The 13,569-nt window shown below is 63.6% G+C and carries 12 protein-coding genes and 1 pseudogene; 7 read left to right on the forward strand and 6 right to left on the reverse strand.

Annotated features, from left to right (window positions below; genetic code table 11):
* The first annotated feature begins 152 nt into the window (after positions 1 to 152).
* On the forward strand, positions 153 to 1,175 hold the full coding sequence (locus NKI52_RS26850; protein WP_352571730.1) for a LacI family DNA-binding transcriptional regulator: 1,023 nt from the start codon (positions 153 to 155) through the stop codon (positions 1,173 to 1,175).
* Here the strand turns inward: NKI52_RS26850 and NKI52_RS26855 are convergent.
* Together NKI52_RS26855 and NKI52_RS26860 are read right to left on the reverse strand one after the other, a co-directional pair.
* Positions 1,156 to 2,130, reverse strand: coding sequence for an alpha/beta hydrolase (locus NKI52_RS26855; protein ID WP_352700299.1), 975 nt, complete (start codon positions 2,128 to 2,130; stop codon positions 1,156 to 1,158). The genes NKI52_RS26850 and NKI52_RS26855 overlap by 20 nt on opposite strands.
* Positions 2,131 to 2,146: 16 nt before the next feature.
* Complete coding sequence (locus tag NKI52_RS26860) at positions 2,147 to 3,295, reverse strand: Gfo/Idh/MocA family protein (RefSeq protein ID WP_352622022.1); 1,149 nt, start codon at positions 3,293 to 3,295, stop codon at positions 2,147 to 2,149.
* A 495-nt stretch (positions 3,296 to 3,790) separates the two neighbouring features.
* Here NKI52_RS26860 and NKI52_RS26865 point away from each other — a divergent pair, with 495 nt between their 5' ends.
* From NKI52_RS26865 to NKI52_RS26890, 6 genes are read left to right on the forward strand one after another with little or no spacing between them, the layout of a single operon-like run.
* Positions 3,791 to 4,564, forward strand: coding sequence for a sugar phosphate isomerase/epimerase family protein (locus NKI52_RS26865; protein WP_352700320.1), 774 nt, complete (start codon positions 3,791 to 3,793; stop codon positions 4,562 to 4,564).
* A gap of 10 nt (positions 4,565 to 4,574) precedes the next feature.
* Positions 4,575 to 5,651, forward strand: coding sequence for a Gfo/Idh/MocA family protein (locus NKI52_RS26870; RefSeq protein WP_352700300.1), 1,077 nt, complete (start codon positions 4,575 to 4,577; stop codon positions 5,649 to 5,651).
* Entirely contained in the window at positions 5,651 to 6,469 is an 819-nt protein-coding gene (locus NKI52_RS26875; RefSeq protein WP_352700301.1) for a sugar phosphate isomerase/epimerase family protein, read from the forward strand. The genes NKI52_RS26870 and NKI52_RS26875 overlap by 1 nt, the downstream gene beginning before the upstream one ends.
* Positions 6,469 to 7,302, forward strand: coding sequence for an alpha/beta fold hydrolase (locus tag NKI52_RS26880; RefSeq protein ID WP_352700302.1), 834 nt, complete (start codon positions 6,469 to 6,471; stop codon positions 7,300 to 7,302). The genes NKI52_RS26875 and NKI52_RS26880 overlap by 1 nt, the downstream gene beginning before the upstream one ends.
* On the forward strand, positions 7,299 to 8,021 hold the full coding sequence (locus NKI52_RS26885; protein ID WP_352524746.1) for a ribulose-phosphate 3-epimerase: 723 nt from the start codon (positions 7,299 to 7,301) through the stop codon (positions 8,019 to 8,021). Before NKI52_RS26880 ends, NKI52_RS26885 begins: the two co-directional genes overlap by 4 nt.
* The gene (locus NKI52_RS26890; RefSeq protein WP_352457866.1) at positions 8,021 to 9,058 is read left to right on the forward strand and encodes an ROK family protein; all 1,038 of its coding nucleotides are present in this window, start codon (positions 8,021 to 8,023) and stop codon (positions 9,056 to 9,058) included. The genes NKI52_RS26885 and NKI52_RS26890 overlap by 1 nt, the downstream gene beginning before the upstream one ends.
* Before the next feature lie 435 nt (positions 9,059 to 9,493).
* On the opposite strand, the pseudogene NKI52_RS26895 reads toward NKI52_RS26890, so the two are convergent.
* From NKI52_RS26895 to NKI52_RS26910, 4 genes and pseudogenes are all read right to left on the reverse strand, one after another.
* Positions 9,494 to 10,265: pseudogene (locus NKI52_RS26895) on the reverse strand (SDR family NAD(P)-dependent oxidoreductase).
* A 39-nt stretch (positions 10,266 to 10,304) separates the two neighbouring features.
* Positions 10,305 to 11,033, reverse strand: coding sequence for an SDR family oxidoreductase (locus tag NKI52_RS26900; protein WP_352700303.1), 729 nt, complete (start codon positions 11,031 to 11,033; stop codon positions 10,305 to 10,307).
* Positions 11,030 to 12,343, reverse strand: a complete 1,314-nt coding sequence (locus NKI52_RS26905) for a D-tagatose-bisphosphate aldolase, class II, non-catalytic subunit (protein ID WP_352700304.1) — start codon at positions 12,341 to 12,343, stop codon at positions 11,030 to 11,032. Before NKI52_RS26905 ends, NKI52_RS26900 begins: the two co-directional genes overlap by 4 nt.
* Positions 12,340 to 13,341 carry a tagatose kinase gene (locus NKI52_RS26910; RefSeq protein WP_352620810.1) on the reverse strand — a complete coding sequence of 334 codons (1,002 nt, stop codon included), beginning with the start codon at positions 13,339 to 13,341 and terminating at the stop codon, positions 12,340 to 12,342. Before NKI52_RS26910 ends, NKI52_RS26905 begins: the two co-directional genes overlap by 4 nt.
* Between the last annotated feature and the right edge of the window lie 228 nt (positions 13,342 to 13,569).

The raw sequence follows: 13,569 nt of genomic DNA on the forward strand, positions 1-13,569 counted from the left end.
CGTGAAACAAATTCAGCGATACGCGTTGAAACTGCTGAAGCCCTCTGTAAACTTTTGCGTTGCCGTTGCACGGCAGCGCACCGTATGCGGGTGCCCTGGGGCAGCGCTTAGGGCAACCCCGTGATTGGATGTCCAGAACGCGAGGCGTTTGAATGCCGACGACGCACAAGACGATGGATGATTTTGCCCGCTCTTGCGGCGTCTCCAGGCCGACGCTGTCGAAATATTTCGACGATCCGACCAGCGTCAAGCCAGCGACACGGCAGCGTATCGAAGAGGCGCTGCGCTCGTCCGACTACCAGCCCAATCTGTTTGCACGCAACCTGAACCGCAAGCGGACCCGCAGCATCGGCATCATGGTGCCGACAGTGGCCGACCCCTTTTATTCGGAGATGGTCAGCCGCATCGAACTAAGGCTGCGCGACGAAGGCTACTGGCCGATCGTGATCTCCTCGCACGGCTCGCGCGAGCTCGAAGTGGAGGCAACGCGAACCATCCTGTCGTTGAAGGTCTCCGGTGCACTCATCGCGCCGCTCGGCCTGCGCTCGGACCACCGCACGCTGGAGAAGCTGACGCAGGCCATACCGGTGGTCTATTTCGACACCTATCTCGAAGGCGGAACGCCGTTCGTCGGCAACAACAATGCCCAGAGCGTCTCGACCATCGTCGAGTATCTGTGCCGGTCCGGCGACGCCCCGGTCTATTTCGATATCCCGCACGTCAACCACAACTCGCCAGAACGACTGAAAAGCTATATCGCTTCTATGAAGCGGCTCGGGCATGAGCCTGTCGTCATCGGCAACACCGACGACTACACATGGGATTTCGAACGGATCGGCTACGAGCAAATGGAAAAAATGCTCGGCAATGGCGGCCTGTCGGGCAAGACCATTCTGTGCAACAACGACCGTCTCGCCTTCGGCGTGATGGCGGCCGCCTACGCGCAAGGCCTCAAGGTCGGTCGCAAGGCCGACTGCGACCTGCGTGTCGCAGCTCATGACGATCACCCGCTGAGCCGCTACACATGTCCAGGCCTCACCACCATGGCGCAGGACTTCGCCGCCATGGCGGGATATAGCGTCGAGACGCTGCTGGCCCTGCTGAACGAGGATGGAGCTGAGGTTGCCGCTAAGGTCAATCTCGACGCGACGCTGGTTATGCGTCAATCGGCCTGAGCTTTCCATCGAAGCCGCGCCACGCGGCAACCGCCGCGCCGACGGCTTGCCGCGAGGCCGGACCATGGCGGCCCATCGAGACAAAGCCGTGGATCTGGCCAGGCCAGCGCCTCAGCACGACAGGCACGCCGTCATCTTGCAGACGCTTTGCGTAAGCCTCACCCTCGTCAACGAGAATGTCATGACCGGCGATCGCGACAAAGGCTGGTGCTGCGCCGGCAAGGCTGGCGACCTTCAGCGGCGACACGCGCCAGTCGTCGATATCCCCGGCATGGTTGACATAGTGGTCGCGGAACCAGGCCATCGTTGCCGCGGTGAGACCATAGCCCTCAGCAAAACGGCGATAGCTGTCCGCTGTCTGCGAGGCATCCGTGTTCGGATAGAACAGCAATTGCACGGTCGGCGGATTCTTGCTCCCACGCACCATCAGGCACAGCACCGCAGCGAGATTGCCACCGGCGCTGTCGCCGGCGACAGCGATCCGCTCCGCGTCGATGCCGAGATCGTCGGCCGCACTTTGCATGAAGGCAAATGCTGCGCGACAATCCTCGATGGCGGCCGGGAATTTGTGTTCCGGCGCCAGCCGATAGTCGGGACAGACGACCACACAGGCCGCCATGTTGGCAAACCAGCGGCAGATCTCGTCATGCGAATCGAGATTGCCGATCACCCAGCCGCCGCCATGCAGATAAAGCAACGCTGGGGCACTGGCCAAGGCCGCCCGTCGCCCGTGATAGATCCTGAGCGTCAACGGGCCGCTAGGCCCGTCGATGAAGCGTTCGTTCAGTGAGGCGACCGGCTCGCGTTCACCCTGCAGTGTGGGAAAGCTCTCCTCATAGGCGCGCCGCGCCTCTTCAGGCGTGCCGGCGTCGAACGGCCGCGCGGAAGCCTGTCGGCCGAGGTCGAGCACATGCCGGGCTTCCGGATCGAGAAGTGATGAAAGCAACGTAGCCATCGACTGATCCTACGCCTCAGGCAAGCAGGCTCGTCGCCTCGTCCTCGCCAAGAAGCGGCGGCTGGTCGACCGCCCCGTTGACGGCGACGGACTCGCGGCTTTCTCCCGAAGCGAGGATCGCCTCCATGATCTCCAGCACATGCAAAGCGAGATCGCCGGAGGCGCGGGGTTTTCTGCCCGTCGTCAGCGCATGCGACAGATCGGCGACGCCAAGCATGCGGTAGTTGGCGCGGTCGGGCGCGGCGTAAGGCCAGTTGCGCCCCCCGTAGAGCTCGCTCTCGCTATGGAAGTCGGCCCAGTCGGCGCCGCGTTCCGAAAGCGATACGGTGCCGCCGAACGTGTCAGGATCGGGCAGGCGCAGTGAGCCTTCCGTGCCGTGCAGTTCGATAGGGTGATTGGAGTGTCTGAAGACATCCCAGGAGGCTCCGAAGGTGACGGTGGCGCCCGATCGGAACTCCAGCAGCGATAGGATGTTGGTCGGCGTGCCGACCTTGAAACTGGTGTTCCTGTAGGGACCTTCGGCAGTGATAAGGCGCACTTCCTGTCCCCGAGTCGCCATCGCCATCACGCGTGCCACCGGCCCAAGCAGGTTGACCAGCATGGTCAGGTAATAGGGGCCCATGTCGAAGATTGGGCCGGCGCCCGGCTGATAGTAAAATTGCGGATTGGGATGCCAGTGCTCCATGCCGCGCCCCATCATGAAGGCGGTGCCGGTGACGGCGCGGCCGATCGCGCCCTCATCCATCAGGCGGCGCGCCCGCCGTCCGGCTGCGCCGAGAAAAGTGTCGGGGGCCGAGCCTAGGAGCAGATTGCGCTTCGCCGCCTCGGCGACAAGCCGGCGGCCGTCGCTAGCTGAGGTTGACAGCGGCTTTTCGGTGAAAACATGCTTGCCCGCCGAAAGCGCCGAAAACGAGATGTCGAAATGCGCCGCCGGGACGGTCAGGTTGAGGACAAGGTCGATGTCCGGATCGGCTAGAAGCGTGTCGACGCTGACTGCCCGGATGCCGTATTCGCTGCCGCGCAGTGCCGCCAGTTCGGTGGAAATGTCGGCGCATGCACGCAACTCGAGGCCGCCGAAGAGCGCCGCGTTGCGCAGATAAGTCATCGAGATGTTGCCGCATCCGACAATGCCGATACCGAGCTTAATCTGTGATTTTGCTTGCATTTTCGAGTCTGCCTCCCAACGCGATGACACTTCGGCGGGCCTGCTGAATCGGTGGCGAGCCGCAATCACAGCCCGCTATACAGCACTTTAAATATTGACGCGCGTAAAATTTTTGCAGAACATGCGAAAATGCTGGCGCAACATTGGAGGCCCCAGCCTTCAGGGGAGGAAATGACTGACATGAAAAACGGCCGACCGCCGCTACGAAGCCTGTGGGTCACGTCACCATCGCCGATCGCCGGCAATTTCTCATCGGCGCCGGCATGCTGGGCGCCGCAGCGCTCGACACGGGTCTCGGCATTCGACCGGCGCGGGCGCAATCACGTTCCGAAATCAGCTTGCCAGCGCCGCCTTCTTCGGCAAGGAAACCTTTGGCGACCTAATCAAGGCCTTCAACGAACGGCAGGACCGCAAGGCTAACGCGGGGCGGCATCAAGGAATGAAAGGACGATCGTGAAAGACCTGAAAGTCGGTTGCCAGACCTTTACCTGGGAAATGCTCGGAGAGCGGTTTGCCGGCGGCCCGGACGATCTCTTGAAGGCGATCGCCGATGGCGGCTATGCCGGCATCGAGATCACCGACACGATGATCGGCCGATATGCCGACAAGCCGGCGGAGTTCGCGACCGCGCTCAAGGCGTCAGGCCTGACGCTCGTCTCCTTCGCCTTCGGTTCCAAGAGCGGCTTCACGCTCAAGGAGAAGATCGGCAACGACCTCGAGACCGCGAAGCGATGGATCGACTTCGCTGCTGCCTTTCCGGACACGCTGGTGTCGATGGGCTCGGCGACAGTCGTCTCCGACGGCCCGCGCGACGACAAATTTGCCATCGCCGCGGAGGTCTACAACAAGGCGGGGGAGCTAGGGCGCAAGGCGGGCGTCCAGGTCGCGGTGCATCCGAGTTCGCACCACAACACGCTGCTCTTCGATCGCGCCGACTACGACCGGATCTTTGGGCTGGTCGATCCGTCGCTCGTCGGCTGGGTGCCGGATACCGGCCACATCTTGCGTGGCCATCGGAACATGGCCGATACGCTCACCACCTATCGCGACCGCATCCGCTACGTGCACCTGAAGGATGTCGATGCCAGCGGCACATGGGCGATGCTCGGCAAGGGCGTCTGCGATACCGCGGCGGTGATCGACATCGCCAGTGCAGCGCCACGCTTCAATGGCTGGCTGGTGCTGGAAGAGGAATCCGAGACCGCGGCCGCCGATCCAGCGGCCGCGGTCAAGACCAACCGCCAGACGATGCGCGGCTACGGCGCCTGAGGAAGAGACCATGATGCGCAAGCAAGACCGTCGCCTTCGTGTCGGTGTGCTCGGCTGCGGGCCGATCGCGCAATTTGCCCATCTGGAATCCTGCGTGAAAGCCAGGAATGCCGACCTCTATGCGATCTGCGATGCCGCTCCCGACCTGCTGGCGCGCATGGGCGCGACTTATGAGCCCGAAAAAATGTATGGCGACTACGATGAGATGCTCGCCGACCCTGAGCTGGAAGCGGTGATCGTTGCGACCTCGGACGCCTATCACGTTGCGATGTCGATCAAGGCGCTCGAGGCCGGCAAGCACGTGCTGTGCGAGAAGCCGATCGGCGTCTCGGTCGAGGAAGGTGAGACGCTCGCCGATGCGGTTAAGCGCTCCGGCAAGGTGCTGCAGGTCGGACATATGAAGCGCTTCGACCCGGCACTGGAAGCGGCGCGCGATTTCGTCCGCGACGAGATGGGCGAAATCCTGGCGCTGAAGGCCTGGTATTGCGATTCCACGCATCGCTACACCAACACCGACGCGGTGCAGCCGCTGCCCGTCACCAGCAAGCTGGCAAAGAAGCCGGCCGGCAATCCGAAGGCCGACCTCAGGCAGTATTTCATGCTCGCGCACGGCTCGCACCTTGTCGATACAGCACGCTTCCTCTGCGGCGAGATTGTCGCGGTGCGCGCCCGCCTCAATGAGCGTTTCGGCGCCTATTGCTGGTTCGTCGAAACTGAATTCGCCAATGGCGCGCTCGGCCATCTCGACCTCACCGTCGCCGTCCGTATGGACTGGCACGAAGGCTTTCAACTCTATGGCGAGAACGGCTCCGTGATCGCAAAGACCTTCAATCCCTGGTATTTCCGAGCGAGCGAGGTCGACATCTTTCACGAGAAGGATGCGACGGCGCGAAAGCCGCTTGGCGCCGACGGCCATTTCTTCAGGCGGCAACTCGAAGGCCTCGCCAACACGGTCCTCGACGGCGCGCCGCGGCGCGGCGCCGACGTCGAAGACGGCCTCGCCTCGATCCGCGCCATGGTGGCGATCGCCCGCTCGGTGGAGAGCGGGCTGCGCGTCGAGATCGCTGCCGTCACGGGAGCGGTCTGATGCAGGTCGGGGTGTTCGCCAGGACCTTCCCGGGCAGCGAGCCGGCCGGCGTGCTGGCGGCGGTGCGCGACGCGGGATTTGCCGTCACCCAGTTCAATCTTGCCTGCGCCGGCCTGCCGTCGATGCCGCATGCGGTACCTGAGGGTGCCATCAGCGCCATCGCGGCAGCATCCGGTGCCTCCGGCGTCGCCCTGGTGGCGCTGTCGGGCACCTACAACATGGCCCATCCGGACAAAGCGGTGCGCGACGACGGCATGCGCCGGCTTGGCGTGGTCATCAAGGCCGCGGCGTCCCTTGCTGTTCCGCTCGTCACCCTGTGCACGGGAACGCGCAACGCGGACGATCAGTGGGCGTATCACCCCGACAACGCCGACCGTGAGGCATGGGACGACATGGCAGGCGAGATCGAAAAGGCGCTTCAACTCGCCGAGCGTCATGGCGTCGATCTCGGCATCGAGCCCGAACAGGCCAACATCGTAACCTCGGCGCAGGATGCGATGCGCCTCATCGCCGAGATGGGCTCGAAGCGGTTGCGCGTCGTGCTCGATCCGGCCAACCTGTTCGAACAGGCGAGCCCCGAGGAAGCAAGCGCCATCGTGGCCGCCGCCGTCGAACGCACTGCCGGCCACGTCGCCATGGCGCATGCCAAGGACCGCTGCGCCGACGGGCGCTTTGCCACCGCCGGCAGGGGCGTCGTCGATTTCCCGGATTTCGTCGCCAGGCTGAAGTCATCAGGCTTTGACGGGCCGCTGGTCACACATGGCCTCTCGGCCGAAGAGGCACCAGGGGTTGCTCGCTTCCTGATGGGGCTGACCTGATGGCTCGCCTGGCCGCTCTGCTTCGCGACGACGCCACGCTTCGGATTTCTGATAATGGCAACGGGCTTGCCGTCGTCTTCCAGCATGGGCTGGGCGGCGGCGAGCCGCAAATCGCCCAGGCTTTCCCGGCCGGTGCCGACTTCCGGCGCATCACGCTGGAATGCCGCGGGCACGGCGCCTCCGGACTGGGCAGCCGCCGTCCGTTTTCCCTGAGCATGTTCGCGGACGATGTTGTTGCCGCCGCCGATCAAGCCGGTCTCGACCGTTTCGTCGCCGGCGGCGTTTCCATGGGCGCCGCCATTGCCTTGCGCCTTGCCTGCCGCCACCCGGACCGCATCGCGGGTCTGCTGCTTGTACGCCCGGCCTGGATTTTCGACAGCGCGCCGGTGAACCTGCGGCCGATCGCCGAGGTCGCCGGCCTCATCCTCGACCACGGCCCCGACAAGGCCAGGACGATCTTCGCGCAATCGGAAACCGCCGAGCGCCTGCAGCGCCACGCGCCCGACAATCTCGCCTCATTACTCGGCTATTTCGACCGGCCGGACGCCGCGCCATTCGCGCAGGTCCTCGCCGACATCGCCGCCGACGGACCGGGCGTTTCTGAAAGCAACGCCGCCGCCCTTGGCGTCCCCACGCTGGTCATCGGCAACGCCATGGATGCGGTGCATCCGCTGCCGGCTGCGCGCACACTTGCCACGGCGATCCCCGGCGCGACCTTTGCGGAAATCTCTCCCAAGGCGCTCGACAGCGTCAGGCATTTCGCCGAGCTGCAGGCTGAGATCACGACCTTCGTTCACGCTCACTTCAACATCCGGAGCCTTGTCCCGTTATGACGACCAAATCCCTGTCCGGCCCCGCTGCCATCGCCGCCCTTCCGCGCAACCGGCTGCTCGGCGAGTTTTCGCTGTGGTCGGCCGACCTCGCCAATATGGAGCGCGACCTGAAGCGCATAGATCCGTTTGTCGACCTCCACCACATCGACGTCGCGGACGCCCGCTTCACCCCCGGCTTCCTGTTCTTTCCGGACCTGGTGGCGCGGATTGCCATGCTGACGGCAAAGCCGATCCATGTGCATTTGATGGTTGAAGCGGAGATCGTCGAGGAGCAGACGCGCCAATTCATCGAGGCCGGCGCCGATCTTGTCAGCGTCCATGCGGAAAACGGCGAGGCCGGCCTACGCGCCGTGCGGCTGGCGCGTGAGCTCGGCGTCGAGGCCGGGGTGGTGCTGAGACTGGAAACGCCGGTGGCCGCGGTCAAACCTTTCCTGTCGCAAGTGGCTTTCGTGACGCTTCTCGGCACATCCATCGGCGTCAAGGGCCAGAGCCTGTCCGACCAGGCCGGCCCGCGCCTGATCGAGGCACGGGCGCTGATGCGAAAAGCAGGTCGCGAGAACGAAATCATCTTGGCTGCCGATGGCGGCATCCGCCACGAAACGGTGCCCCGCCTGCGCGCCGCCGGCGCCGAAACCGTGGTGCTCGGATCGCTGGCATTCGGCGACCCCGACCTTGCGCAGCGCATGGCCTGGCTGCATGGGCTGGAGATTGCCGCCTGATGACAAAGGTTGCGCTTGCCTTCGATCTCGGCGGAACGGAGCTGCGCGGCGCGCTGGTCGAGAGCGGCGGCCACGTGATCGCCCATGTTTCGGCCCCGACGATGGCGATCGCGGGATCGGAAGCGGTGATCGGCCAGATCATCGCGCTGGCCGGGGACCTTCTGACACAGCACCCACAGGCCAAGGTTGCCGGCATCGGCGTCGGCGCACCGGGGCCGCTCGACCCCAAGGCCGGGATCGTGATCGCACCGCCGACACTGGCTGGCTGGCACGATGTGCCCTTGATCGACATTCTCGGCAAGTATTTCGGTCTGCCGGTGCGGCTGGAGAACGACGCCAATGCCGCAGCACTCGGCGAATGGCGCTTCGGCGCCGGGCGTGGCACCGGGTCGATGGTGTTCGTCACTGTGTCGACTGGCATTGGCGGTGGCGTCGTTGCCGAGGGTCACGTCTATCATGGCCGGCGCGGGCTGGCGGCCGAGATCGGCCACATGACCATCACCGGCGAAGGAGACCGCTGCTTCTGCGGCGCCGTCGGCTGCTTCGAGGCGGTCGCCTCCGGAACCGCGCTCGGGCGGCGCGCCACGGCGCTGACGGCGCCGGGCGACGGCTCGCTGCTGCGGCGCCTTTCGGCCGACGGCGACATCTCGGCCAGGCACGTGGTCGATGCCGCGCGTGCAGGCGACGGGCGCGCGCGCACACTCATCGAGGCGGAGGCGAATTGGCTGGGCATCGGCTTCACCAATCTGCTTCATCTCTATTCGCCGGACCTGATCGTAATGGGTGGCGGTCTCGCCAACGGTTTCGACCTCTTGGCTCCAAGCATCAGGGCGGTCGTCGAGCAGCGGGCGATGCCCGCCTACCGGGACGTACCCATCGTGCCGGCGCAACTCGGCAATCAGGCCGGACTGATCGGCGCCGCCAGCCTGATCCTGTGGGAAGGCGAACCAGGCGCGCCGCTGGCGATGGCGCAAGATGACGAAAACAACAACGACACGACCAAACGTGCCGGTGCCCGGGAGGCAAGCCATGGCTGAGCTCAAGCTGAGCGGCGTGCGCAAATCCTACAGATCCGTCGAGGTCATTAGTCCACGACCAGGCGACTCTGCTCGACTACACCGCTGGAGGTGCGCGCCATCGCAATGGGCGCATACAAGCCTTCTGGTAGTCGCGGCGAGACTGCGAACTGCCCAGCGGCGGCATGACCGTTCGAAGCAGGGCTCGGCCAGCGTCGCCCGTGCGGAGGCGTCATTAATTTTGCTGACAGATTGCCGATCTACATTGGTCGGCGGTGCCTGGCGGGCGGCTCGACTGTTGGTTGGGGACAAGGATTTCGACGTGGTTCGCGCTGGCTGCGATCGGCGCCGAGGTTACCTAAGGCGATGTGCCGGCGGCCGAAGCCGCATCCACCTTCTCGAGCTCGAGCTTCGGTGAGAGAAGTGACCGGGAGGAAACTCTTGGCTGCTACGGTCCTACCAGCACGTAAATCCCCCATCGACGGGTACGACGGCTCCGGTCATCAAACTGGCCGCGTCGGAAGCGAGGAACAGGACAGCGCTGGCGACTTCGTGCGCCTGGCCATGCGGCCCATTGGCGTGTCTCGCAACCACGCTTCTATACGCGGCGCGTTTTCCGGAATCGCCAGGACCATCGGCGTTTCGATGTAGGTTGGCGCCACCGCGTTAACCCGCACGCGATGAGGCGCCCATTCGGCGGCGATCGAGCCGGTCATGTGATGCACGGCCGCCTTGGAGACATTGTAAGGTGTTTGCGGCTGCGGCCGGTTGCAGATCGTGCCCGACATGGAACCCAGATTGACGATTGACCGCGGCCGGCCGCGATCATGTGGCGGCCGAAAGCGCGCGAGCACCAGAAGACGCCGTTGATGTTGACGTTCATCATCCACAGCCAGAGTTCATCACTGATATCTTCCGACGAAATGCCGCTGCTGCCGACGCCGGCATTGTTGACGAGAATCGAAGCCGGCGTGCCACGAGTGGCGAGCGTGTCAGCAATCTCGCTCATCCTTGTTGACGAAGTGACGTCACCGAGCATCAGCTCGGCCGAGTAGCCTTTCGCAGTCAGTGCATCCCTGCCAGCACTGCCGATCTGCTCGTCGGGCTCTATGATGACCACATGCGCTCCGGACTCGCCCAACGCTTCGGCGCATGCGAGGCCAATACCTCTGCCTCCGCCGGTCACCACGGCGATCTCGTTGTCCACCCTGAAGCGCGCTTGATACATGGCCTACCTCCCCGAATTTCGATGCCGAGACGCTACGTGTCAAATGTCGAAGTTGGTCGGCAGAATGACGATATCGCGAATTGTCACCGTTCTCGGCCGGGTCAGCATGAACAGCAGGACTTCGGCAATTTCCTTCGGCTCAAACAGATTTCCGGCCGCCATCGCCCGGTCGAGGTTCTCCTTCGGCCAGTCGGCGACGAGGGGCGTCAGTACCGGTCCGGGGGCGATCGCGCCGACACGGATGCCGTGCTTCGCCACCTGTCGCCTCAGCGCATGGACGAACGCTTGAACTGCGTGCTTGGAAGCGGTGTAGATCGGCTCCCATGGTATTGCGGTATGGCCGGCAACGGAACTGGTGACGACAATGTCTCCCGTGCCCCGCTCGATCATGTACGGCAGGACCGCATGGACCGTTCGGAATACGGCATTGACGTTCAGGTTCAGCATCCGGTCAAAGGCGTCCGGATCACCATCAATGAAATCGCCGCCGATATAGGCGCCGGCATTGGCATGGAAGGCGTCGAGGTGACCGACCTTGTCCAGAATGCCGGGCATCATGCCTGCCACGCTTTCCGGATTGGTGAGATCCACCCTCAAAGGAATCGCGTTCTCGCCGAGATCAGCAGCCAGGCTGCGCAGTTTCTCATCCGCATAGTCGATCAGGACCACCCGCGCGCCAGCATCGAGACAACCACGGACACAAGCAAGGCCGGTACCCGATGCCGCGCCCGTGATTGCAATGACCTTTCCAGAGAGTTGTTCGCTCATCTTCGTCCTCCAGCCGTCGGGTTGCTTTCGGTGTTGAGTGCCTCGCCCGTGCAGGCGAAGCGGTACTCGTCCAGGCTGCGCTGGATCGAGGCGATCAGTAACGAGGTAGGCTCGAGCGGTTTGCCTGCAAACGCCTCGAATGCGGGCAGATGCTGGCGAAACAGCGTGAGCGGCACCGTCTTGCCGTGCAGGGCCGCGGTCAGGCTCGCGACCGCTGCTTCCGCCTCCGGCTGGTTCCAGTAATACCGGATGCGGTCCGAGAACGAGTAGTGGCGCTGGATGCGCTGTTCGGCTTCCGAGCCGTGATAGTGGCCCTGCCAATTGCCGGGTTTGGCCAGCATCAATCGCTCCATGGCCTGATAGAGTGGACGGGCTCCGTAGTCAGGCAAAAGATCGGTCGCGATAAGGTCCAGCGCGTAGAGCGCCTCACGCAGGACGAAGGTCAATTCCGGCCCCACTTTCAGGATCGGGAAGCCGTCCTCGACCAATTGGCGCAAATATGTTCGTCCCTGGTAGTCGGTTGAATGCGCCTCGTAGACCAGGCCAGGCTCCTGCTCGAGCAGCCGCGTCAGCCCGCGTGCCCTGGCGGAATCGTAAAGAACCACATTCTCATTGCCAAACTCCACACCGGGCTGGACCACCAGTGCGATGACGCGTGAGAACGCATCGGCCAAGCCTTGCTTCAGGAACAGGTCGCGATGAACATCGATCGTGTGCGTCGCCGCCGCTACGCTGGTCGGCTCAATGTCGCTGATTGCATGGTTGGCGCCGCCGGGCGTCGGCACCTCGGTGCCGATGATGTAGACCGGGGCCTCATCTCCTGCGGCGCGCGCCGCGTGCTCTGCCGCCAAGGCCAGCCGCGCTGCACGCTCCGCCGTTCTGGCGTCGTCGAGCGCGGCAGGCTCGCCGGCGCATCCCATCGAAGCATCGAGGTGGATCTTTCGGAAGCCGGCCGACACGTACGCCGTGACCATCTCTTCTGCCTTCGCCATCGCTGCGCCGGCATGTTCCCCGCGCCACGGATTTGGCCCAAGGTGATCCCCACCGAAGATGATCCTTTCCATCGGAAGCTTTTCTTCTGCCGATATGTGCTGGACGAGACGAACAAAATCGCTGGGCAGCATTCCGGTGTAGCCACCGAACTGGTTGACCTGGTTGCAGGTTGCTTCGATCACAAGCATGTCGGAGAAGCGTGCAGCATTGCGCGCTGCTGCCCGAATGACCAATGGATGCGCTGAGCAGACAGACGTGACGCCTATCGGCGAACCATTGCGCCGCGCCGCCGCCAGGCTTTTGAGGAGACCGGTCATCGAGCGTTTCTCGGGGTCACGGCGATGAATTCGTCAAGCTGCCGACGCGAGGCGGCACCTTCCATCGGACCTTGAATAGTAACGTTGCGGGCGCCCGCGGCATTGGCATACTCTAGGGCTTTGAACACAGGCATGCCGAGACGGCGGCAAGCGACGTAAGCGCCGCCGAAACAGTCGCCAGCGCCCGTCGGATCAATTTCCGCAACCCTGAACGCCGAGCAATCAATCCGCGAGCCGTCAGCACCGAAGAATGTTGATCCGTGTTCGCCGCGTTTAAGCGCAATCTCTGTCACACTGCGCCCAAAGAGCGCGATGACCGCGGCAGATTCACCATCAACTCCAGCTGCCATGAACAATTCGTCGCCGGAGGGCAGGATAAGGTCGGCGACATCGACGAGCTTGGCGAAGCGCTCCTGCGTCTGCCCGAGCCCGAGCAATTCCTTGCGCAAGTTCGGGTCAAGTGAAACGGAGCCGCCGCGCCGCTTGATGACGCCGATGGCATAATCCATCGTCTCCCAGATACCCGGGATGGCAAAAGCGCTACCCATGACGTGGAGGTGTCCAGCCCGCTCGAAGAGCGCCTTCGCTTCAACCGTCAGGCTCACCAGGGCCGCCGCCGATTTTCCGATGTTGAAGACAAAGTCGCGCGAGCCGTCATTGCGATAGCGAACAAACGCGCTTCCGGTCGGATAATCCTGGCTGACCGAGATGGCCGATACGTCCACGCCGTCAGACCGGAGCCGTTCGATGTTGATGCGGCCGAAATCGTCATCGCCGACCGAGGCGACAATTGCCGCCGACCCGCCGATCTTGGCGCATTGATCGATGAAAATCGCCGGCGCGCCGCTGGGAAAGGGTCCGATAAGCTCTATCGGCTCGAGAAAGCCGTCGCCGCGACTTTTAGCCATGATCTCCACCAGGATCTCGCCGATGACCACCGTCGGCCCTAGTGCGTCGGGTGCGAGCTTGGTCTGACTTAAAATCGCATCTGCGGGCATCATACAACTCGGCTAGCGCACATCTTTTGACTGGAGCACGCGCCTGGAGGTTGCGGCCGCTCGCTCCACAGCGAACGACAACCCGAGACGGCCACGATGGGAATGCGCGATGCTCCTCCCAGAGGCTACATTAATTGTGTTTGTAGCTTTATGCAACATATTAATCAATCGAGACGGACACGCCACAATGGCGTTCTAAATCGCGATCAGACAGGTAGCAGCAGCATC

Source organism: Mesorhizobium sp. M0590, assembly GCF_040320905.1.
Taxonomy (GTDB): Bacteria; Pseudomonadota; Alphaproteobacteria; order Rhizobiales; family Rhizobiaceae; genus Mesorhizobium.